The organism is Thermodesulfatator indicus DSM 15286, from assembly GCF_000217795.1.
In the GTDB taxonomy this organism is placed as follows: domain Bacteria; phylum Desulfobacterota; class Thermodesulfobacteria; order Thermodesulfobacteriales; family Thermodesulfatatoraceae; genus Thermodesulfatator; species Thermodesulfatator indicus.
Genome location: NC_015681.1, coordinates 800,475 through 820,748 on the forward strand (window position 1 = coordinate 800,475; position 20,274 = coordinate 820,748).

Genomic DNA, 20,274 nt, shown 5'->3' on the forward strand with positions numbered 1-20,274 from the left:
GGGGGTATTTTATGCTGGTTAAAGAATGGATGACCGAAGATCCCATAACCATAGACGAAAATGCATCTATCATGAAAGCTGTCCAGATAATGAAAGAACATAGTATGCGGCGCTTACCAGTAGTCAAAGCCGGCAAACTAGTGGGTATTATCACAGATAGGGATATTCGTGAAGCCACACCCTCAAGAGCCACTACCTTGGATATTCACGAACTCTATTATTTGCTTTCAGAAATAAGAGTAAAAGACGTAATGACTCCAAACCCCATTGCCATAAGTCCTGATGTAACCGTTGAATACGCTGCCGTTGTTATGCTAGAAAACTGTATTTCTGGACTTCCCATCGTAGACGAAGAAAACCACGTTTTAGGTATTATTACCCAAACCGATATTTTTAAAGTCCTTATTCATATTACGGGCATCTACTACGGCCCCTGGCAGGTAGCTTTTTTACTGCCTGCTAAACCAGGGCTAATTTCTGAACTAGTACAAAACATTCGCACCTGGGGAGCTCGCATTGTCACTGTACTGAGCGCCTACGAAGGGCTTGAGCTTGAAAGAAGACGCGTTTATATACGCCTAACAGGAATAGAAGAAGAAAAATTCAAAGAAATGATAGAGGCCCTAAAAGAAAAGTATGAGGTACTTTACTGGGTAAGAGATGATCTCTCCTACATCCCCAGAAAGGAAGAAAGATCTAAAAGCCGAGAGGCCTCAAAATTTCTCTAAAGATATTAGGTAATATACTCCTGCGCGGTAATGAATTTTTGAGTTCAGGAACATTTTCTTCTTTAAACGGAGTAAGGATAATTTCTTCTCCGCGAAGTGGGTCGAAATCTTTTGTTTCTACAAAAACTATTCCTTTTGGAGGTTCGGGGGCTTCTTCTTTGTAACTGTCAGGTCTGCTTTTCATTACCTTTACCCACAAAGGACAGGCGGCTCGACCTCCTGTTTCTAGCCTTCCCAATGGTTTAACCTTATCATAACCTATCCATACTCCGCAGGTTATATCGGGAGTAAATCCTATAAACCAGGCATCTTGGTAATTATCAGTGGTTCCTGTTTTCCCAGCTGCCCAGACTCCTAATTGCTTAGCACAACGACCGGTACCTTCTCTAACTACTTCGTGTAATAAAAATTCCATAATGTAGGCAGTTTCTGCGGAAAGAACCCTCTTAGACGATCTTTCCAGAGGAATCTCTTGGCCGTGTCGGTCAAAGATACTGTCAACTAAAGTCTCTTCTTTAAAAACTCCCTGGTTGGCAAAAACAGAATAAGCTCTGGTTAGCTCTAGAAGAGAAAGTCCACTACTTCCCAAGGCCACAGAATAATTTTTAGCTAAAGGGCTTTTTATCCCTAAACTTTTGGCCATCACAAATAAATCCGGAAGCCCTACTGCATAAGCCAATTTAACCGCTGCTGTATTACGAGAATGTACCAACGCCGTACGCAGACTTATAATCCCGAAATAATCTCTATCAAAATTTTTGGGCTGCCAGTAAGAGCCTGGTCTAGCTCCTGGAAGGACAATAGGCTCATCTACAATTTTACTAGCTGCAGTGGCTATGTCTTTTTCGATGGCTGTAGCCCAGATAATGGGTTTAAAAGCTGAACCAGGCTGCCTTCTAGCCTGAACCGCCCGATTAAACTGATTGTGCTCATAGTCTCTTCCGCCTATCAAGACCCGCACAGCCCCTCTTTTATTATCAAGACAAATTATGGCTCCTTGCGGGATATCCTTATGCTTGTTTCTTTTGGCAATTAGTTCTAACTGTTCTTTTAGTTTTTTAATGGCTTCTTCTTGCCATAGCAGATCAAGCGAAGCATAAATGGTGTAACCACCGGTATAGAGTTCTTTACCGAACTTTTTTTCCAGGCGATATTTCAAAATACTCAAGAAATAAAGGGCTTCTTTTTTAGGAGAAAAATCTCCTGGGTTCAACTTTAAAGGACTGGCCATGGCTTTTTTGGCCGTCTCAAGGCTGATGTAACCCTCTTCAGCCATCCTCGTAAGTACGTAAGCCCGCCTTTTAAGGGCAAGTTCGGGATTGCGAAACGGATTATAACGGCTGGGAGCAGGCGTTAAACCAGCAATAAGCGCGGCTTCTGGTAAGGTTAGCTCCCAGACATGTTTATTAAAATAAGTACGAGCCGCAGCTTCTACTCCGTAAGCTCCGGCACCCAGGTAAATTTGGTTAAGATAAATGGTTAATATCTCGTCTTTGGTAAGAGCTGAGTCTATTTGCCAGGCCAGGATAGCTTCTTTAAGTTTTCGCTTAAAAGTTCGTTCACGAGTTAAAAGAAGGGCTCTGGCCACCTGTTGAGTTATAGTGCTTCCTCCTTGAACTATTCGCCTCTCTTTTATGTCCACAATAAGAGCCCGTAAAATACTCCAAAAATCAAGCCCTTGGTGTTCGTAAAAACGGGCATCTTCTGCAGAAACAAAAGCTTGAATTAAATAAGGGGGTACCTGAGAAAGAGGAACAGGAAACCGCCTTTCTTTATACCAGTAAGCCAATACTTCACCGCGATGGTCAAGAACAGTGGTAGCAGCTGGGGGTTCGTACTTAGCTAGTTTAGAAATACTCGGAAGATTAAGTGAAAAATAAAAGTAAACCAGAAATAAAATTAGCCCTAAAGATATTGCCGCAGCGCTAAACAACACTATAGTCAGGTGAAAATGAGTAAGTATTCTTTGTTTTTTGGGACGTCTTCTAGGCATCTTTAACTCTCAGAGAACGCAAACGATTAAGGGCCGCAGCTAGCTCCATTGGCCTGAAAAAAGCAAGGTCTCCCCGGGGCATTCCACTCAAACATTTAAGCCCCTTAGTTTTTACAGTCATTTCTATAAAGTTTAACCCTTCTAGCAAATTTTTCCCCTGCTTTATTTGTTCGGCCAAAAGAGGAAGGGCTAAACTGATAGCTCTAGTTTGATCTACAGAAACTATCTGTTCCACTGCTGAAAGATCAATAACTTCTTTTCCCCAAAGAACGGTGTCTCTGGATTTTGCTTTAGGACTTTTTGAAACTTTGGGGAAACTTTCAGGAAGAAAATACCTGGAATTTGGTTTTTTAAAAGGGGGGACGTCTTCTTTTAGGCGATTTGAAGGATATTTTTGGATAATATTTCTGGCCTCTATAGTGGCATCTTTGGGAAGATAATTGTCCATCACTATTACTGTATCAGCCACATCAAGATAATCTCCACAGCCACCAATTACCAGTATGCTTGATACACCAAAAATTTCATATAATTCACGTACTCTATCAAGAAACGGTGTAATGGGTTCTTTCTCTTTACTTACTAGCATCTGCATTCTTAGATCACGAATCATAAAGTTAGTAGCTGAGGTGTCTTCGTCAATAAGAAGGACATCGGCGAAAAGCTCAAGGGCTTCCATGATATTGGCCGCCTGACTAGTAGAACCAGAGGCACAGTCAGTAGTAAAAGATTTAGTATCAAGACCTAAAGGCAAATTATTTATAAAAGGTGAAATATCTACACCGGTAATCTTGCGGCCATCTTCAGCACGAATTTTTACTGCTAAAGGAGAAGTTACAACTAGCTCCCGCCCATCTCCTGGTATGTGATTGTAAATACCAAGTTCAAGGGCCCGCAAGAGAGTAGATTTTCCGTGAAAGCCACCACCAGCAATTAAGGTAACTCCTGGACGTATTCCTAAACCCCGCACTCGGCCACGATTGGGAAGATCTATCTCTACAGCTAAAGAATCAGGAGCCTTAAAAGGTACGGCATTTTTTGCCGGTTTCGGATCTATCCCGGAAGCCCTTGGTAAAATACTTCCATCCGCTACAAAGGCTATAAGGCCCAAAGCTTTTAGCCTATCCCGTAAAAAATCGGCATCTTCATTTATTTCCACAAAAGCCTTGAGGAAAGTATGGTCTAATTCCGGGTAACAAAGGGCTTTGGCTAATTTGGGCAGATAATCCAAGAGAATTTTCTGGGCTTCTTTAGCTAAAATACGACGCCCTGCGGCCGGAAGCCCTACAAAAAAACGCAGCTCAATACCTCCGTTATCATCTAGTTCTAGGGCTGTGCGAGGAAGAATTTCCTGCCCTGGGCCGTGAACTTTTATTAATCCACCTTTGCCTGTGCCAATTTTGCGGGAAAACTTTTGAGCTAATTGAGAAGCTTTATAAGCCAGATAATTTTCAAGTCCTACCTTTCGTGAAGGATTATTGTAAAAATGGGAAGGGATTTGGGCCAGATCTCCAGGAATTTTTAATCTCAGTAAACTTGGAGGGGCAAATGGGTCTGACTGAACTTTATCTATAAAAAGTGTGCCTTCTGAAAATTGATAAACACCTTTTAGCTCTTTGTAAGCACCATATCCTTGGCCACCTATGCGTTTAAGTTTGGCGCTAAGAGTTTTGGCATCCATATTAAGCTCTTCTTTTAAAGGCCCAGAGAATATGACTACGCGGGAACTCCCTGGCTATTAGTCGGGCTAAAATTTTTTGGAGATCTTTTAGATCTCTGGCCACGTGATCTTCATTAAAAAAGCCTCTTTCTTCCACTAAAAAAGCGTCTTCAACTTTTATTACCCTTACGATGCGATTTCTTTTTTTGCACAGCAAATCAATACATTCACCTACATCTAAATCTTTACACTGGGAAAGACTCCAGTTAAGTGCCTTTTCTATAGCAACGCGGGCCATACCTTTTGCATTTTAGGTCAAAACCACACAAAAACAAGATAGCCTTTTCGAGAACAAGTTTTTCCATTAGAAAATAACATCATCTTATTTAAGGAGGAAACAAGTGTTTATACCTGAAGGCTTTTCTTTTGGAGCTATAGCTAGCGGTATCAAGAAAAAGGGGTTTGATCTCGGTTTGATTTATGCGGAAAAACCCGCTTTGGGAGTAGGGGTTTTCACTACCAATCTGGTAAAAGCTGCACCTGTCCTTCTGGGGCAAGAGGTTCTAACTAGAAATAATAAATTTCGAGCCATAATAGTAAATAGCGGCTGTGCCAATGCCTGCACCGGAGAAGCAGGGCTTTTAGACGCCAAAGAAATATCTTCTTATCTCGCTCAAAAACTTAATTGCTCTCCAGAAGAAATACTTCCCGCCTCAACAGGCGTTATAGGTGAACGTCTTCCCAAAGAAAAGATTATTAAAGCTATACCTTCTCTTATAGAAAAGTTATCTCCCGAAAGATATCAAGATTTTGCAAAAGCCATTATGACTACTGATGCTTTTCCCAAAATAGCTAGTCGGCAAATTGAAATTTCTGGAGTAAAAATAAATATTTTAGGCATCGCCAAAGGTGCTGGAATGATAGCTCCCAATATGGCCACCATGTTAGCTTTTTTACTTACTGATATCTCTCTTCCCCAGGAAAGACTAGCAAAAATTTTAAAAGCCGTTGTTAACAAAACTTTTAATAGAATTACCGTTGATGGAGATACCAGTACTAACGATACTGTTTACTTAATGGCCAGTGGTCAAAAAAAAGAAGTAGAAAAAAAAGATATGACAACTTTTGAAAAAGCACTTTATGAAGTATGTTATGAACTGGCTTCTTTTATTGTTAAGGACGGAGAAGGTGCTACAAAGTTAGTAAAAATAAGCGTAACAAATGCTAAAAGCGAAGAAAAAGCTCTAAAAATGGCTAAAACTATAGCCAATTCTCTCCTAGTAAAAACAGCCCTTTTTGGAGAAGACCCAAATTGGGGCCGTTTTCTGGCAGCTATGGGAAGAGCAGGCGTAAATTTTGATCCAAATAAAGTTGATATTTATGTAAACAAAATAAAAATTGTAGAAAATGGTCTAGGGATAGGAAAAGAAAACGAAAACAAAGCTCATCTGGAAATGAAAAAACCAAACTTTTCAATAACTATTGACTTAAAAGAAGGAGATTATAAAGCTTATTATTTAACCTGTGATTTAAGTTACGATTATGTAAAAATCAATGCCGAATACCGAACTTAAAAATCAAAATAAAGAAAAGGGCAAGAAATCTGAAGAAGAATTAGGTTTTTGCGCTAAAGATGGAGAATACCGTCTTATAAAAGAAGGTTGTCCTTATCCTAAAGATTATTGTCCTTATCGAAAAGCTTGTCTTATTCATTTTATATCAAAAAAAGGAGGCGATTTTTAGTGCGTATCCTTTTAACCAATGATGACGGTATTTTTGCTGAAGGTCTTTGTGCTTTATACGATGCTTTGTGTGATCAGCATGAAATTTTTGTTGTAGCTCCAGAAGCCGAAAGAAGTGCCGTAGGTCATGCCATTACTATAGCTGATCCTCTAAGAATCAAAAAAGTCAAAAGAGGAAATATATTTTTTGGCTATGCTGTTAGTGGTACCCCTGCAGATTGTGTAAAAATTGCTTTAAAAGAGATTATCCGTTCACCAATAGATTTAGTTCTTTCAGGCATTAATAGAGGAGCAAATGTTGGCATAAATGTGCTTTACTCAGGAACGGTTTCAGCTGCTACCGAAGGAGCTATTCTCGGTTATCCAAGCGTAGCTGTATCTCTAGATGAATATAAAGAACCTGATTATTGTTTTGCCGCTTATTTTATCAGCTGTCTTTTGGACTTTTTAAAAGAAAACAAAATAAAAAATTCTTTTTGTTTGAATGTTAATATTCCCTTTTTACCAGCACATAAAATAAAAGGTATTAAATTTGTCCCTCAAAGCACCAAGCCTCTTATTGAAAGGTTCGAAAAAAGAATTGATCCTCATGGAAATCTTTACTACTGGCAATGTAGTGAAGAATTTACCGAAAAAGACCCAAACACCGATGTAGTTGCTTTAAAAGAAGGCTACATTACCATAACTCCTCTCTTCCATAACTTAACTTCTTTTGAACTACTTAATAAAATTTCTTCTTGGGAAATTCACTACTAAAGAAATTTTTTCTATTTTAAGTCTTGACATTTATAAACATTTGTTTCTTAATAAAAGAAAAACAAAGGAGGGTTATAAATGGCCAGAAAGCGTAGCAGACCTATCACCAAAGAAGATGTAAAGTTTGTCTTTGAAAACTATCTTAACATGTCCGCTGCTGAAATTGCTGAAAAATTAGGTATTAGTAAGTTTCAAGTAATGAAAATCGTTACTGAACTTCGCAAAAGAGGGGTAAACATTCCTAAGAAAGTCGGCAAAAGAGAAAATCCCATTGACGCGTTCGTTAAAGAACTTAAAGAAGCAGGAAAAGTATAGTTTTCCTTTTTACAGGCACCATTCCCATCAAAAAAAGTTAAAAGGGATGTCTTTATGGCATCCCTTTTAATTTTTTAAAATGACGCTCAAAAATTATTAATCCGAGTGTTTTTTACACGACAAAGTATCGCCACTGACATAATCGCTAAAGCAAAGTAACCTTCGCTGTCACTGCGAGGCCTCGTTAGAGGTCGAAGCAGTCTCAGGGATTGCTTCGCTTCGCTCGCAATGACTCAATTGTCGCCTATTTAGTGACACCATTAATATCTGAATTATCTACTAGCGTTCTCAAGCTAATAATGATTAAGAGTCTTTCAGTTAGAATGAATACGCCGAAAGATGCGGAACATATCAACTCCTAAAGTAGCCTCTTCTATTCTAACTTTCAGCACTCTATAACTCTGAGAAATTACTTCAAAGTTGTTTTGCCTGTCCCTCGACTTTTATGGTATGTTGAGACCAGAACAAAGGAGGTTGTTATGCATCAAAACCATCCCCACAACGCTGAACAAAAATTTATTCCCAGGCTAGTAGCTTGGGAGCTTACCAGACACTGTAATCTTGATTGTGTTCATTGCCGAGCCGCGGCCAGCCGTGGGCCTTATCAAAACGAATTAACTACTGAAGAATGCTTCCGCATATTAAAGGAAATAAAAGAAGTGGGAAATCCCATTATTATTTTGACTGGAGGAGAACCCCTTCTCAGAGAAGACATATTTGAAATAGCCCAGGAGGCCTCTCGTTTAGGATTCAGGCCAGTTATAGCTACCAACGGAATCCTTATAACAGATGAAATAGCAAAAAAGATGAAAGAAACCGGAGTAGCCAGAGTCTCCATAAGTCTTGATGGAGCAACTGCTGAATCACACGATAATTTCCGCAAAGTAAAAGGCGCTTTTGAAGGGGCCCTAAAAGGTATCTCTATATTAAAAAAAGCCGGCATACCATTTCAAATCAACACCACTATCACTGAAGTCAATGTTGAGGAAGTCCCAGCTATTTTAGAGCTAGCTTTAAAGCTTGGAGCAGTGGCTCATCATATCTTTTTGTTAGTACCAGTTGGACGGGGAAAAGAAATGGCCGACCAGGCCCTCACTGCAGAAAAATACGAAAAAGTCCTACACTGGTTTTATGATCAAAGGAAAAAAGTACCTGAAGGGTTCCACCTTAAAGCCACCTGTGCTCCTCATTATTACCGTATTTTACGCCAAAGGGCGAAAGAAGAAGGTCAACAAGTTACTTACGAAACTTTTGGTTTAGATGCCGTAACTCGCGGATGTTTAGCAGGTACTGGTTTTTGTTTTATTTCTCATCGAGGAGTTATCCAACCATGTGGCTATCTTGAGTTAAATTGCGGAGAACTCAGGAAACAAACCTTTCCAGAAATTTGGTGGCATTCTGAAATATTTAAAAATTTACGAAATTTTAAGGTTTATAAAGGCAAATGTGGAAGATGTGAATACGTACGTGTTTGTGGCGGCTGTCGGGCTAGGGCCTATGAAGCCACTGGTGATTATCTTGACGAAGAACCTCTTTGCACCTACGAACCCAAGAAAGGGGGTTAGCCCCCCCTTTCTTTACTCAAAATATTTTTCTTCGATTTCAATACCAGCTTTTTTAAGGCGCTCATAATCTTCTTTTAATAAAGCATTAGCTAAATTTCTATTAGCCAGCTCTTCTTCATAACTTTCGCTAGGAAATCCCATAGCATAAAATCTTTCTATCTTGTAAGTTTCGCCATCTACTTCAAACTCAAAAATAGCCCCCAAGATATATGCTTCTTTTTCTTCAAGAATTTGAGCTTCTGGATGGATTTTTAACACAATAGGACGCTTGAGAAGAGTGACTTTGGCTTTTACTTTTTTGCCTTGTTTGGCCATTTCTACTATTTGTGCTAAACGATCGACTCTTTCCATAATTAGACCTCCTGCTTTTTTTGAGAGAAATAGGTATTACTTTGGTCCTGGTCAAGCTTTCGGAGATAGGTAAACTTTGGAGCTTTGTCAATCCTTTTATCTTGCCACGCCACTTGCACCTTGGTATAACTCCGACCATGAAGGATATAGAAATAAAGTTTCAAAATACACTTACTAGAAAAAAAGAAGTCTTTGAGCCGCTCTCTCCGCCTAGGGTCACCATGTACGCCTGCGGTGTCACCGCTTATGATGAATCACATTTAGGTCACGCCCGGGCCGCGGTGGTCTTTGATGTTCTCTTTCGTTTTCTTAAGTTTCTCGGCTTTGAAGTTATTTATGTGCGCAATTACACCGACATAGACGACAAAATTATCAAACGGGCTTATGAAGTGGGGGTTAGCCCCAAAGAACTCGCCGAGCGTTACATAAAATCTTACGACGAAGACATGAAGGCCCTAAAAGTCTTAAGGCCTACATATGAACCTAAGGCCACCGAACACATTCCCCAAATAATTGCCTTGATTGAAACGCTTATTAAAAAAGGCTTTGCCTATGTGGCCGATGGAGATGTTTATTTTTCTGTAGAGAAATTCCCAGAATACGGAAAGCTTTCTGGCAGAAACCTTGAAGAATTAAAGGCCGGTGCTCGCATAGCTGTTTCAGAAAAAAAACGCCATCCCCTTGATTTTGCTCTCTGGAAGGCGGAAAAACCAGGAGAGCCTTCTTGGGACAGCCCCTGGGGCCGAGGACGCCCTGGCTGGCACATTGAGTGCTCGGCCATGGCCATGTATTACCTTGGTGAAACTATAGACATCCACGGCGGTGGCCTTGACTTGATTTTCCCTCACCACGAGAACGAAATAGCCCAGAGTGAAGCCGCCACCGGTAAACCCTTTGTGCGCTACTGGCTCCATAACGGCATGGTAACCGTTGGCCGGGAGAAGATGTCAAAAAGCCTTGGGAATTTCGTCACTATAAAACAAATGCTCTCCCGCCATCACCCTGAGGCCATAAGGTTATTCTTACTTTCTATGCATTACCGGAGCCCCCTTGACTATACGGAAAAAGTCGTCTCTGACCACGAAAAGGCCCTTGAAGGTCTTTACGAAACTCTTTATTTAATTGAAAAGTTACGCCCTAGCTCGGAAAAGGCCCCTGAAAATCAACAAAAAAATCTTGCTAAAATAAGCGAAACCATCAAAAACTTTGAAAACGACTTTATCTCAGCCCTGGCTGACGACTTAAATACCGCTCGGGCCATAGGCTCTCTTTTCTCTTTAGAAAAGGCCCTTAACAATCTCCTCAAGCTCTGCGCTCGTAAAGTAGCAGAAGACCACTTAAAACTGGCAAAAAAAGGCAAAACTCTGGCCACTAAACTTGCGGGAAGCCTTCTTGGCATACTTGAAGAAAGCCCGGAGGCCTTTATTGAAAGGAAACGCTCCCAGGCCCTTTTGGCCAAAGGTCTTGACCGAGATGAAATAGAAAGGCTCATCAAAGAAAGAGAAGAAGCGCGCAAGGCCAAAAACTTTGAAAAGGCCGACGCCATCCGCGATGACTTAGCCCAAAAAGGTATTATAATTAGAGACACTCCCTGGGGAACTTTCTGGACGGTGGAACATGAAGCTTCCAGTTAATTGGGTGGACATCGCGGTTATAGTCATAATGGCTGTGCTCATTATTAGAAACGCCTGGACAGGTTTTTTTCGAGGTCTTTCTTCTTTTGCCGGGCTTATAGCTGGTTACGTAATAGCCTTGAAGTATAGTGGCTTAATTGAAGGTATAATTGCTCCCTGGCTCTCAGGCCAGTGGGTTAAAATTGCCTCCTATGTTTTGGCCTTTCTAGTAGGTTTTTTAGGAATATTCATTTTAGCTGAGCTTTTAACCTACTTTTTAAAAAAAACCAGGCTTTCCTGGATTGACCGTTCACTTGGTGCTATTCTTGGTGCCGTAAAAGGTTTTTTACTTCTGGCCGCTATCTTTATTCTTGTTACCACCTTTTTCCCTCAGGGAGATAAATATTTCCGCCATTCTTATACTTATCCTTATATCATGAAAGGGGCTCGTTTTATTGTCGGTTTTTTACCCACAGAAATCAAAGCCCGCTTCAATTACAACCTGCGGAGAATTTTAAGTAATGAAAGGCAAATTTGACGACCTTGGACCTCTTTTCGTAAAGCTGGTAGAAATTGTCGCCCGTCTGAGAGGGCCTGGTGGCTGCCCGTGGGACCAGGAGCAAACTCCTGAAACCCTCAAAAAATATGTTCTTGAAGAGGCTTATGAAGTCTTTGAAGCCATAGGTGAAGAAACACCGCTCTCGGTCTGTGAAGAAATAGGCGATCTTCTCTTTTTGCTTGTGTTTATCGCTTATCTTTACGAAGAAAAAGGTGATTTTGAACTGGCAGATGTATTAAAACTCTGCGCGGACAAGATGATTCGCCGCCACCCTCATGTGTTTGGAGAAAATACTCTGACAAACCCTGATGAAGTAGTAGCCCAATGGCAAAAAATCAAAGAAAAAGAGGCCAAAGACAAAGGCAAAAAGTCTTCGGTGCTAGGGAACCTGCCCAAAGCGCTTCCTGCCCTTCAGCGGGCCTTTCGCCTGGGAGAAAGAGCAAGCCGCGTAGGTTTTGACTGGGACAAGCCAGAAGAGCTTTTTCCGAAACTTCACGAAGAAATAACGGAGCTAAAAGAAGCCCTCACTAAAAAAGACAAAAAGGCCTTAAAGGAAGAAGTAGGGGACTTGCTTTTTACCGTAGCCAACCTTTCTCGCAAACTGGGAGTAAACCCCGAAGAGGCCTTACGCCTTGCCAACGAAAAGTTTGAAACTCGCTTTCGCCAAATGGAAAGCCATTTTAAAGACAAGGGTAAGAACTTAAACGAAGTTTCTCTCGCCGAGATGGACGCCGTTTGGGAAAAGGTTAAGAAAAGCTAATCTATCTGGGCAAGGCCCTGGAGCTTCCCGGCCCAGAAAGAAGTGGCCTTGGGATAAATCTTGGCAAACTCTACATGGAGATACTCGTCTTTCCATTCCTCACGGCGGATTTCAATACGCACCTGCGCGGTGCGAAAGTGGGCCATAAGGGCTTCAAGGGATTCTTTACGGCGCAAACGCACCTTGAAGACCTCCTCTACTGGTTCGCCCTGGGCTACTTTGTCTAGAAGTTCTTTCATCTCACCGAAAAAGGCCTCTCCAAGCGCTTGATAAAAATTCTCGTCAAAGGGCTGGTCTAATTCCCAGCGGGTGATAGTCATGCGCACCAGACGATGAACGATGTAGCTGGCGTCAAGCTCGCCAATATAGGGAAAGGCCACCCGCAGGTCAGAAACATTTGAAGACGAGGTAACATACTTTATAACCCGGCCGTCTTTAAAGGACACGGGTTTTAAAACTACGCCCTCCCGGCCTTCCTCTTCGTAGCGGAGAATAAGTCCTTTTAAAGGATCAATCTCCTGTGGACTATACGGCCCGCTTATTTCCGGAGTCCTGAATTCATATTCTCGCAAAAGGGCATATTTTTTTTCTGGCGCAAGGAACTTTTGCCTTTCAAGATCAAAGATATCAAACACAAAGAAGGCCACGTCTTCTTTTATGTAGGGCGGCCATTCAGACACAAAGGGATTTTCCGGGCCTGCTACTTCGCAGCAGATTACATAACGAGGATATTTTTCAAAGAACTCGGGAAGCATGGGTAAAAAATCAGGCCAGCGGTCGGTGGCAAAAGGGCACACGTAGCCACGGCGGGTGAAGGCCTTTATCTCGCCAAAAACATTGGCCAGCCTAACATTGTAGCCTTCTATCTTTTCCTCGGCGTAGAAAGGACCGTAAATATAGCGCGGAATGCCGGTTTTAAGCACAAACACCCTGGGGATACTGGGAAAACCCGGCATAAGAAGACCTGGGCCAATTACCGTTCCCGCCGGAAACCCCCGAAACTCTCTCCTGAAACGAAAGGCTGGCTTCTTTAAGCCCTCAATAAAAAGAAGCTTGCTCTGCTCTAAGGCCTTCTCCAGGTCTTCTAACCTGACTTTGCGAAGGGGTCTCAGGGCTTGATAAACTTCACGCAAAAGCTCAGTCTGTTTTTTGAACTCTTCTTCAATCATAGCTCTCCTTTGTTAAAAGATGGGTCACCTCACCAGGAGTATCAAGGTCTCCTTTAACTTCAGGCGTAAATTCCGGCAAAAATTGTTTTATTACCCAGAGATTGGTAAAAAAATGCCTGGTTAGCCTAGAGCAGTCAAAATAAAAAGGCACTCGGGTTAAGGCCAGAGGCACCAGAAGCTGGTCCGCCAGATATGGGTCAACGGCCTTACCCGTGCGATAAAAGTCAAAAAAGGCACGAACGGCTTCTTCAGCCACTTTTTCCGCAGGTTTCCCTTTTTTACCCAGGGCAAAAAAGCCGGCACGCTTTTCCTGTTCATTATAAGCGAGAAAAACCACGGTGCCCGGACTTTTGGCCCGGGCCTTTTCCAGAAAGACAATAGGCTCAAAGCCTTTTTGGGCTAGAAGCTCTGAGGCCGCCTTGGCCTGCCGCGTGCGTATGTGCGAAGGCAGATCCTCGGTCACAATAGAGAGTACTTTTACCCGCTTGCGCTTATAAGGCCCTTTTAAAACAAAAGGGCCTCTTGCTTCTTGATGAGGAGCTATCTTTATTACCACCTCTCCGCCACCAGCCGGGTAAAAACCGTAACGTCTTAGTTCAAATTCAAAAGAAAAGCCAAGAGGCCCAAGCACAGGACCGTAAACTTCGGCCAGGAAATGAAAACACGGGGCATGAGGCACATGTGTCCCGCCTTTTAACAATAGCTTTGAAGCGCCGGCCAGGGCCAGGGGAAGGCCCACTGTCTGAAAAACAAGGGCCGTTGAACCAGCAGTGCCAATATCAAAGTGGTAAGAACCTGGCTTTGCTCTCCCCGGCTTAAAAGTAAGATTGAGAGACCCAACCTGAGCGCCTTCAACTTCTGCCCCTGAAACCTTTTGAGCGGCCTTAACACAAGTAAGATGCTGGGGCCTCAAACCCGGCTTTGGCCTTTTGGCCCGAATGTTTACCAGCTCAAAGGGCTTTCCTGTAAGCAGAGAAAGGGTAAGCGAGGTACGAAGTATTTGCCCTCCCCCTTCGCCATAAGAGCCGTCTATGCGAATCATAGCCGATGACACGCTACGAAATGTCCTTTGGCAATTTCTTTTAAAGCAGGGGCTTCTCTTTCACAAGAAGATAAGGCCTCCTGGCAGCGAGGGAAGAAGGGGCAGCCCGTAAATTCAAGGGTAGGGTCAGGGGGTTCGCCTTTTATGTGGCTCATTAGCTTGCGCCTGGCAGGATCAGGCTCGGGCACGGACTCAAGAAGCAGGCGCGTGTACGGATGGTGAGGCCTACTCATAAAATCCTCAGTCGGAGAAATTTCTACCACCCGGCCAAGGTACATAACCGCCACCCGCTGGCTTAAAAATAGCACCAAAGGTAAATCGTGCGAAATGAAAAGATAAGTTAAGTTCCCTATTTTTTTGAACTCAAGGAGCAGTTTAAGTATCTGGGCCTGAACAGAAACATCAAGGGCAGAGGTTGGCTCATCAAGCACCAGCACTTTGGGCGAAAGGATAAGGGCCCTGGCTAGCGCTATGCGCTGGCGCTGGCCGCCGCTAAACTGATGGGGATAACGATCCATATCTTCTTCACGAAGCCCTACCCTGGTTAGCATTTCAGCTACTCTAGCACGAAGCTCTCTTTTAGGGGCCAGACGGTGAATCATTAAAGGCTCAGCCAGAAGTTCGTAAATTTTTTTGCGTGGGTTAAGAGAGGCGAAGGGATCCTGAAAGACGATTTGTATTTTGCGGCGATACGGACGTCGTTCTTTCTCAGAAAAGGCTGAAAAATTTACCCCTTCAAAAAAGACTTCACCTTCTTCAGGTGTTTCAAGACCTAGGGCCAGACGTGCCAGCGTGCTCTTACCACAACCAGACTCCCCCAGGATGCCCAGGACTTCGTTTTCATAAACGGAAAGATTTATATGACGCAGGGCATAAAAGGCCTTTTTGCCGGCGAAAAAACCACGGCGCAGGTGATAAACCTTTGAAACATCACGAAACTCAAGCGTAATTTTATCCAAATGTAATTCTCCTTTTCGTCAGCGCGAGAAATACTCGCTACGCTCGGGACAAGGATTGCTTCGCTTCGCTCACAAGTATAAAAAGTTAGCCACCATAATAAAAAATTTCCACCATTCTGTCACTGCGAAGAGCCGGAGGCGGCGAAGTCTCTTAAGTAAAACATTTTGCCAGGGTCTTTTTAAAAAGATTACGAGACCTTTGCAAATATCTTAGTCAAGAGACTGCTTCGCCCATAAGGGCTCGCAGTGACAGATAGAAAATAGACTCGCAGTGATAACCACAAAGAGTCATGGTATGGTTCCAATTTAACCCTGTCATTGCGAGGCCTCGTTAGAGGCCGAAGCAATCCCAGGGACTGCTTCGTCGCCTTCGGCTCCTCGCAGTGACGCCTGAGAGAGTCATTGTATGGTTTTAAGTAAAGGGCAAAAGCATTAAAGTAAAAAAAGTTGGTAGGGAGGGACAGGCTGTTGAGTCATGGAACGTTTGCTTTTTAGCAAACTGTTCGATCGCAAGATTAGCCGTCCTTCCCTGTGTTTGAACAGTATCCGGGACGTTTCCGCTTACGGAAACTGTCCGTATACAAGGCTAAACCTGGAAGGACCTCCCTACCAACAATCTTTATTTTATCTCAAAGAAAGGAGAATTGAAGACCTATGAAAAATTTATCTTTTCTTGGGGTGGATGTGGCCAAGGATACATTGGTTATTTTTGATGGCCAGAAGGTTTACGAGTTTCAAAATGAAAGGGGTTTAAAGAAATTTAAGAGGAAGTTTTTTAAGAAGAAAGAAGACAGGAAGAAAAGGGTGGTGATATACGAGCCCACAGGGCCATATTCGGTATTTCTGGAGGAGTTCTGTGCTACGAATATGATAAAAGTAGTATCCATTAACCCCAGAAAAGTCCCCCGTTTAAGAGAAGTATTAGGTCATAGAGCAAAAACAGATAATCTTGATGCGAAACTGTTATACGAATATCACAAGATAGTTAGCGAAGAAGAGATCAAAGAAATAGAATATAACGAAAATTTAGAGAAATTATCTTTATTGTTAAGTGAGTATCAATTACTTCAAAATATAGAAAACAAGTTATCTAATTTTCTAGAGTATTTAGATAGAGTACCAGTAGATAGTAAAGAAAGCAAAAAAACACATACAGAAAAACTTAGAAGAAACAAGGCAGAGGCTTCAGAAGATAAAGAAAGAGATGGAGGAATTAGTAAATAAAGATGACGACATAAACAAAGGGGTTAAAGAAATAGAGAAAGTTAAAGGTATAGGGAAGATGATAGCGACATATTGTTACATCTTTTTTCGGAAGAGGCGGATAAGAAACCGGCGGGAGGTAGTAGCTCTAGCAGGATTGGACCCGGAAGTAAAGGAATCTGGTAAGAGGAAGCTGGTAACCAGGATAAGCAAGAAAGGGGATAATAGGTTAAGGAGTTTGCTTTTTATGGGGGCGCTTAGTGCCATAAGATGTAAAGAAGGGGGACTAAAAGAGTATTACGAAAGTTTGATAAAGAGAGGAAAACCGAAGAAAGTGGCCATAATAGCCTGTGCCAGAAAATTATTGATATTTGCTTTCTATAATTACAAAAAATGGCAAATGGAAGTTCAAAGTGCTTGACAAAAACCACAGTATCTTGCGAGGCCTCGTTAGAGGCCGAAGCAACGCTCTCGCGAAGCGCTAAGCGCTGTGGCGATCTATCTATATTTTCCTGAATTTTTGCAAAGATCTCATTACAATTATTAAGCCTCAAAAAACTTGGAACATCTGTGTTTCAATTTTTTATCAAAAGTTAATATTTCGCCTTTTTGTTTATGAGCTTTTACGCACAGAAAACACTCAAGCCAAATAAGACCTTCAGATTCAAAAAATAAGTTTAAGGCTTCAAGCAATACTTTCTTGTCACGATTGACCACACCCCTGTATAGCAAAAGGTCTTTCAGGGCTTCCGCAGTTTCTCTTGCTGGAATACTGTAAGTTTTAGTAAGCACATAAAAAGTTTCCAACAAAACTTCCGGAAGTATAATAGCTTTTTGATATCCTTGTCTCAGATCTTCGAAAAAAGGACAAATTTCTTGGTATTGTTCCTCAATATCGGCCAAAAGATAGCGCAAAAGAACATTGGTATCAGGGAAGATCACGGTACCCATCGGCTACTTTTTGCCAGGCAATCTCTCGTTTTTCTGAATGAGAAAAATCTTCTTTAACGTATTTTTTGAATATTCCACCTACGTTTCTAACGGATTCAAGAATTATTTTCCCCTCTACTACTCTAAAACGCACTAAATCTGTTCCCAAAATCTGCCGCATTTTTTTGGGAATAGTAACCTGACCTTTAGAAGAAATTTTTAGCATAGCTTCCATGTTTTACTCCAGGTGAAATTCTTTACTAAGAGTGCTTGACCATCTAGAAGCCCAAACTCAAGCACCACTTGCATAAAAACACCTAACCAAATGCCCTTTGGCTACTTCCTGCCACGAGGGCTCTTTCTCTAAACAAACTTTACGAACAATAGGGCAGCGGTCAGAGAATTTACATCCCTTGGGCCTGGCCCCGGGCGGGGGCACCTGACCTGGCAGAGGTTTCAGCTCTTTTTTATCGGGACGAGGCAATACTTCAAGAAGGGCCTTAGTGTACGGGTGAAGAGGCCTTGAGAAAAGCTCTTCACAGGTAGCCTTTTCCACCAGACGGCCGGCATACATTACCGCCACGTAATCGGCTAAAGTGGCCACTACCCCCAGGTCGTGTGAAATAAGCAGGATGGAAAGATTTCGTTTTTCTCGCAAAGTGGCCAGAAGCGCAAGTATCTGCGCTTGAATAGTAACATCAAGAGCTGTGGTAGGCTCATCGGCAATAAGGAGAAGAGGATCTCCAGCCAGGGCCATAGCTATCATTACCCGCTGGCGCATACCCCCTGAAAGCTCGTGAGGATAAGCTTTAAGACGAGACTCTGGCGCAGGGATCCCTACTTCTGCCAGGAGCCTTGCCGCTTGGGCCAGGGCTTCCTTGTGCGAAAGCCCCTTGTGCCACTCAAGAACCTCGGCAATCTGTGTGCCCACAGTGAAAACAGGGTTAAGGCTTACCATTGGGTCCTGAAAAATCATGGCCACTTTGGCGCCACGGATTTTGCGCATTTCCTCTGGAGGGAGTGAAAGAATATTTTTCCCTTGAAAAAGTATCTCGCCGCTCGTTACTTCAAGGCCGGGAGGCAAAAGGCGCATAATAGCAAGCCCTGTCAAACTTTTGCCACAACCAGATTCTCCTACCAGGGCAAGTATCTTCCCGGAGGGTAGGAAAAAGGAGACATCCTCCACTACCGGAACCCTTGACTTACTATATGAAATGTTTAGAGCGTTAATTTCCAGCAGATTCATCTTGACACAAGCTTAACCGTCCCCATTTTTTCAAGCAACTAAAATAAGGAGGCTTTGCCATGTTTCCCATTCAGGATAGCGCCCCAAGGCGAGGGGTACCGCTGGCTACTTACTTCTTGATAGCGGTAAACGTAGCCATTTTTCTGGTAGAAGTTTCTCTTCCCAAAGAACTCCTCCAGCAAATAGTTTTCTATCTGGGGGTAGTGCCAGCGCGTTACACCGGAGGCCTTAACGATGTAGGCCCAGGCCTGAAGTACCTAGCCCTTTTCACTTCACTTTTTCTCCATGGAAGTTGGATCCATCTTTTTGGAAATATGTGGACGCTCTGGATCTTTGGCGACAATGTAGAAGACCGCATGGGGAGTTTACGTTTTCTGGCCTTCTATATCTTGTGCGGGCTGGCGGCGTCTTTTACCCATATTTACTTTCACCCAACTTCCACTGTCCCTACCATAGGCGCTTCAGGGGCTATTTCAGGGGTGCTTGGCGCCTATTACGCTCTATTCCCGCTGGCCAGAGTAATTGTTATGATTCCCGTCTTTATTTTTCCGTTCTTTTTTGAATTGCCGGCGGTGTTTTATCTCGCCTGGTGGTTCTTTTTACAGGTCTTTTCCGGCACGCTTTCCATTGTTCACGGTGAGATCGTTGGTGGCGTGGCCTGGTGGGCTCACGCCGGAGGCTTTGTTGCTGGTCTTCTGCTTCACCGGTTTTTCTGTAAACGAGGCTTCCGCAAATATTTCTTTGATGAGTACCGACCCTGGGGCGTTTTGGCCCTATATCAAAATAAAACAAATCGTTAAGGAGGTGTAAGATGACAGGTTTTGACATTTTTTGGATTTTCTTCATTTTAATGACGCTTCAACCTTTGATGCGGCAGCGATTTTTAGAAGCCGCCCGGCAGCGCATGATTGAAAAGATTGAAAAGAAGAGAAACTCGCGTGTAATTTTGCTGGTGCACCGCCAGGAAACCATGAGCTTCTTTGGCTTTCCCGTAATGCGCTACATTGACGTGAACGACTCCGAACAGGTAATTCGGGCCATTCACATGACTGATCCTGATGTCCCCATTGATTTGGTCTTACACACGCCAGGTGGTCTGGTGCTGGCTGCCCTTCAAATTGCCAAGGCCTTGAAACGTCATAAGGCCAAGACCACGGTTTTTGTGCCGCACTACGCCATGAGCGGTGGAACCCTGATTGCCCTTGCGGCTGACGAAATCGTTATGGACGAACACGCGGTGCTCGGCCCGGTTGACCCACAACTTGGCCAGTATCCAGCCGCTTCTATCGTCAAAGTGAAACAGGAAAAACCCGTAGAAAAGATCGATGACCAAACTTTGATTTTGGCCGATGTTTCGGAAAAGGCTTTAAAGCAGATGAAAGAACAGTTAAAGGAATTGCTTTCCGATAAGTATCCTGCAAATAAAGTAGAAGAATTAGCCGAGATTATGTCTCAGGGGCGCTGGACTCACGATTATCCCATAACCTTTGAAGAAGCGAAAAAGCTTGGTCTTCCCGTGCGCACGGACATGCCTGCGGAAATCTATCAGCTAATGAATCTCTTCCCACAGCCGGTAAGATATCAGCCTTCAGTCCTGTACGACCCAAGCCCCAAACGAGCCAGTGAAAACAAAATAGAATCATTGGTAAAGAGCTTAAAGTAAGATGAAGGGCGGGAAGCTCC

The 20,274-nt window shown here is 42.9% G+C and carries 21 protein-coding genes and 1 pseudogene; 12 read left to right on the forward strand and 10 right to left on the reverse strand.

Features of this window, described 5'->3' with window-relative positions; translation table 11 throughout:
* Nucleotides 1–11 precede the first annotated feature (11 nt).
* A complete protein-coding gene (locus THEIN_RS03840; RefSeq protein WP_013907386.1) occupies nucleotides 12–728 on the forward strand; it encodes a CBS and ACT domain-containing protein in 717 nt (238 codons plus the stop codon).
* Here THEIN_RS03840 and THEIN_RS03845 read toward each other — a convergent pair.
* The 3 genes from THEIN_RS03845 to THEIN_RS03855 are packed head-to-tail and all read right to left on the reverse strand — an operon-like array spanning nucleotide 697 to nucleotide 4,679.
* Nucleotides 697–2,721, reverse strand: a complete 2,025-nt coding sequence (locus tag THEIN_RS03845; protein WP_013907387.1) for a penicillin-binding protein 1A — start codon at nucleotides 2,719–2,721, stop codon at nucleotides 697–699. The genes THEIN_RS03840 and THEIN_RS03845 overlap by 32 nt on opposite strands.
* Nucleotides 2,714–4,402 carry an ABC-ATPase domain-containing protein gene (locus THEIN_RS03850; RefSeq protein WP_013907388.1) on the reverse strand — a complete coding sequence of 563 codons (1,689 nt, stop codon included), beginning with the start codon at nucleotides 4,400–4,402 and terminating at the stop codon, nucleotides 2,714–2,716. Before THEIN_RS03850 ends, THEIN_RS03845 begins: the two co-directional genes overlap by 8 nt.
* 1 nt (nucleotide 4,403) lies before the next feature.
* A complete protein-coding gene (locus tag THEIN_RS03855) occupies nucleotides 4,404–4,679 on the reverse strand; it encodes a hypothetical protein (RefSeq protein WP_013907389.1) in 276 nt (91 codons plus the stop codon).
* 103 nt (nucleotides 4,680–4,782) lie between these two features.
* On the opposite strand from THEIN_RS03855, the gene argJ reads away from it, so the two are divergent.
* The 5 genes from argJ (at nucleotide 4,783) to ahbD (ending at nucleotide 8,759) form a co-directional block, all read left to right on the forward strand.
* A complete protein-coding gene (argJ, locus tag THEIN_RS03860; RefSeq protein ID WP_013907390.1) occupies nucleotides 4,783–5,955 on the forward strand; it encodes a bifunctional glutamate N-acetyltransferase/amino-acid acetyltransferase ArgJ in 1,173 nt (390 codons plus the stop codon).
* A complete protein-coding gene (locus tag THEIN_RS03865; RefSeq protein WP_013907391.1) occupies nucleotides 5,936–6,124 on the forward strand; it encodes a hypothetical protein in 189 nt (62 codons plus the stop codon). Before argJ ends, THEIN_RS03865 begins: the two co-directional genes overlap by 20 nt.
* The gene (gene surE / locus THEIN_RS03870; protein ID WP_013907392.1) at nucleotides 6,124–6,879 is read left to right on the forward strand and encodes a 5'/3'-nucleotidase SurE; all 756 of its coding nucleotides are present in this window, start codon (nucleotides 6,124–6,126) and stop codon (nucleotides 6,877–6,879) included. Before THEIN_RS03865 ends, surE begins: the two co-directional genes overlap by 1 nt.
* Before the next feature lie 78 nt (nucleotides 6,880–6,957).
* Nucleotides 6,958–7,194: a helix-turn-helix domain-containing protein gene (locus THEIN_RS03875; RefSeq protein WP_013907393.1), complete on the forward strand. Its 237-nt coding sequence runs from the start codon at nucleotides 6,958–6,960 to the stop codon at nucleotides 7,192–7,194.
* Between the two features lie 479 nt (nucleotides 7,195–7,673).
* Nucleotides 7,674–8,759 (forward strand): heme b synthase, encoded by a 1,086-nt coding sequence (gene ahbD / locus THEIN_RS03880; protein WP_013907394.1) that lies wholly within the window; start codon nucleotides 7,674–7,676, stop codon nucleotides 8,757–8,759.
* A 12-nt stretch (nucleotides 8,760–8,771) separates the two neighbouring features.
* On the opposite strand, the gene THEIN_RS03885 is transcribed toward ahbD, so the two are convergent.
* Complete coding sequence (locus tag THEIN_RS03885) at nucleotides 8,772–9,110, reverse strand: hypothetical protein (RefSeq protein ID WP_013907395.1); 339 nt, start codon at nucleotides 9,108–9,110, stop codon at nucleotides 8,772–8,774.
* 146 nt (nucleotides 9,111–9,256) lie between these two features.
* Between THEIN_RS03885 and cysS the strand changes: the two genes are divergently transcribed.
* Genes cysS through mazG form a run of 3 tightly spaced genes read left to right on the forward strand, consistent with a single transcriptional unit; the run spans nucleotide 9,257 to nucleotide 12,042 of the window.
* Nucleotides 9,257–10,744: a cysteine--tRNA ligase gene (gene cysS / locus THEIN_RS03890; protein WP_041434986.1), complete on the forward strand. Its 1,488-nt coding sequence runs from the start codon at nucleotides 9,257–9,259 to the stop codon at nucleotides 10,742–10,744.
* Nucleotides 10,728–11,261 (forward strand): CvpA family protein, encoded by a 534-nt coding sequence (locus THEIN_RS03895; RefSeq protein WP_013907397.1) that lies wholly within the window; start codon nucleotides 10,728–10,730, stop codon nucleotides 11,259–11,261. The genes cysS and THEIN_RS03895 overlap by 17 nt, the downstream gene beginning before the upstream one ends.
* Nucleotides 11,245–12,042, forward strand: a complete 798-nt coding sequence (gene mazG, locus THEIN_RS03900) for a nucleoside triphosphate pyrophosphohydrolase (protein WP_013907398.1) — start codon at nucleotides 11,245–11,247, stop codon at nucleotides 12,040–12,042. The genes THEIN_RS03895 and mazG overlap by 17 nt, the downstream gene beginning before the upstream one ends.
* Here the strand turns inward: mazG and THEIN_RS03905 are convergent.
* The 3 genes from THEIN_RS03905 to THEIN_RS03915 are packed head-to-tail and all read right to left on the reverse strand — an operon-like array spanning nucleotide 12,039 to nucleotide 15,212.
* The gene (locus THEIN_RS03905; RefSeq protein ID WP_013907399.1) at nucleotides 12,039–13,211 is read right to left on the reverse strand and encodes an RNA ligase; all 1,173 of its coding nucleotides are present in this window, start codon (nucleotides 13,209–13,211) and stop codon (nucleotides 12,039–12,041) included. The genes mazG and THEIN_RS03905 overlap by 4 nt on opposite strands.
* Nucleotides 13,204–14,253, reverse strand: a complete 1,050-nt coding sequence (gene rtcA / locus THEIN_RS03910) for an RNA 3'-terminal phosphate cyclase (RefSeq protein WP_013907400.1) — start codon at nucleotides 14,251–14,253, stop codon at nucleotides 13,204–13,206. The genes THEIN_RS03905 and rtcA overlap by 8 nt, the downstream gene beginning before the upstream one ends.
* Complete coding sequence (locus THEIN_RS03915; RefSeq protein ID WP_013907401.1) at nucleotides 14,250–15,212, reverse strand: ABC transporter ATP-binding protein; 963 nt, start codon at nucleotides 15,210–15,212, stop codon at nucleotides 14,250–14,252. The genes rtcA and THEIN_RS03915 overlap by 4 nt, the downstream gene beginning before the upstream one ends.
* A 654-nt stretch (nucleotides 15,213–15,866) precedes the next feature.
* Between THEIN_RS03915 and THEIN_RS12520 the strand changes: the two are divergent.
* A pseudogene (locus tag THEIN_RS12520) lies at nucleotides 15,867–16,836 on the forward strand (IS110 family RNA-guided transposase).
* 122 nt (nucleotides 16,837–16,958) lie between these two features.
* On the opposite strand, the gene THEIN_RS03935 reads toward THEIN_RS12520, so the two are convergent.
* From THEIN_RS03935 to THEIN_RS03945, 3 genes are read right to left on the reverse strand one after another with little or no spacing between them, the layout of a single operon-like run.
* Nucleotides 16,959–17,366 (reverse strand): type II toxin-antitoxin system VapC family toxin, encoded by a 408-nt coding sequence (locus THEIN_RS03935; RefSeq protein ID WP_013907404.1) that lies wholly within the window; start codon nucleotides 17,364–17,366, stop codon nucleotides 16,959–16,961.
* Nucleotides 17,344–17,580, reverse strand: coding sequence for an AbrB/MazE/SpoVT family DNA-binding domain-containing protein (locus THEIN_RS03940; protein ID WP_013907405.1), 237 nt, complete (start codon nucleotides 17,578–17,580; stop codon nucleotides 17,344–17,346). Before THEIN_RS03940 ends, THEIN_RS03935 begins: the two co-directional genes overlap by 23 nt.
* A 57-nt stretch (nucleotides 17,581–17,637) precedes the next feature.
* Nucleotides 17,638–18,591 carry an ABC transporter ATP-binding protein gene (locus THEIN_RS03945; RefSeq protein WP_013907406.1) on the reverse strand — a complete coding sequence of 318 codons (954 nt, stop codon included), beginning with the start codon at nucleotides 18,589–18,591 and terminating at the stop codon, nucleotides 17,638–17,640.
* A gap of 59 nt (nucleotides 18,592–18,650) precedes the next feature.
* On the opposite strand from THEIN_RS03945, the gene THEIN_RS03950 reads away from it, so the two are divergent.
* Both THEIN_RS03950 and THEIN_RS03955 read left to right on the forward strand, forming a co-directional pair.
* Complete coding sequence (locus THEIN_RS03950; protein ID WP_013907407.1) at nucleotides 18,651–19,391, forward strand: rhomboid family intramembrane serine protease; 741 nt, start codon at nucleotides 18,651–18,653, stop codon at nucleotides 19,389–19,391.
* Nucleotides 19,392–19,402: 11 nt separating this feature from the next.
* Nucleotides 19,403–20,254 (forward strand): SDH family Clp fold serine proteinase, encoded by an 852-nt coding sequence (locus THEIN_RS03955; RefSeq protein WP_013907408.1) that lies wholly within the window; start codon nucleotides 19,403–19,405, stop codon nucleotides 20,252–20,254.
* The last annotated feature ends 20 nt before the right edge of the window (nucleotides 20,255–20,274 follow it).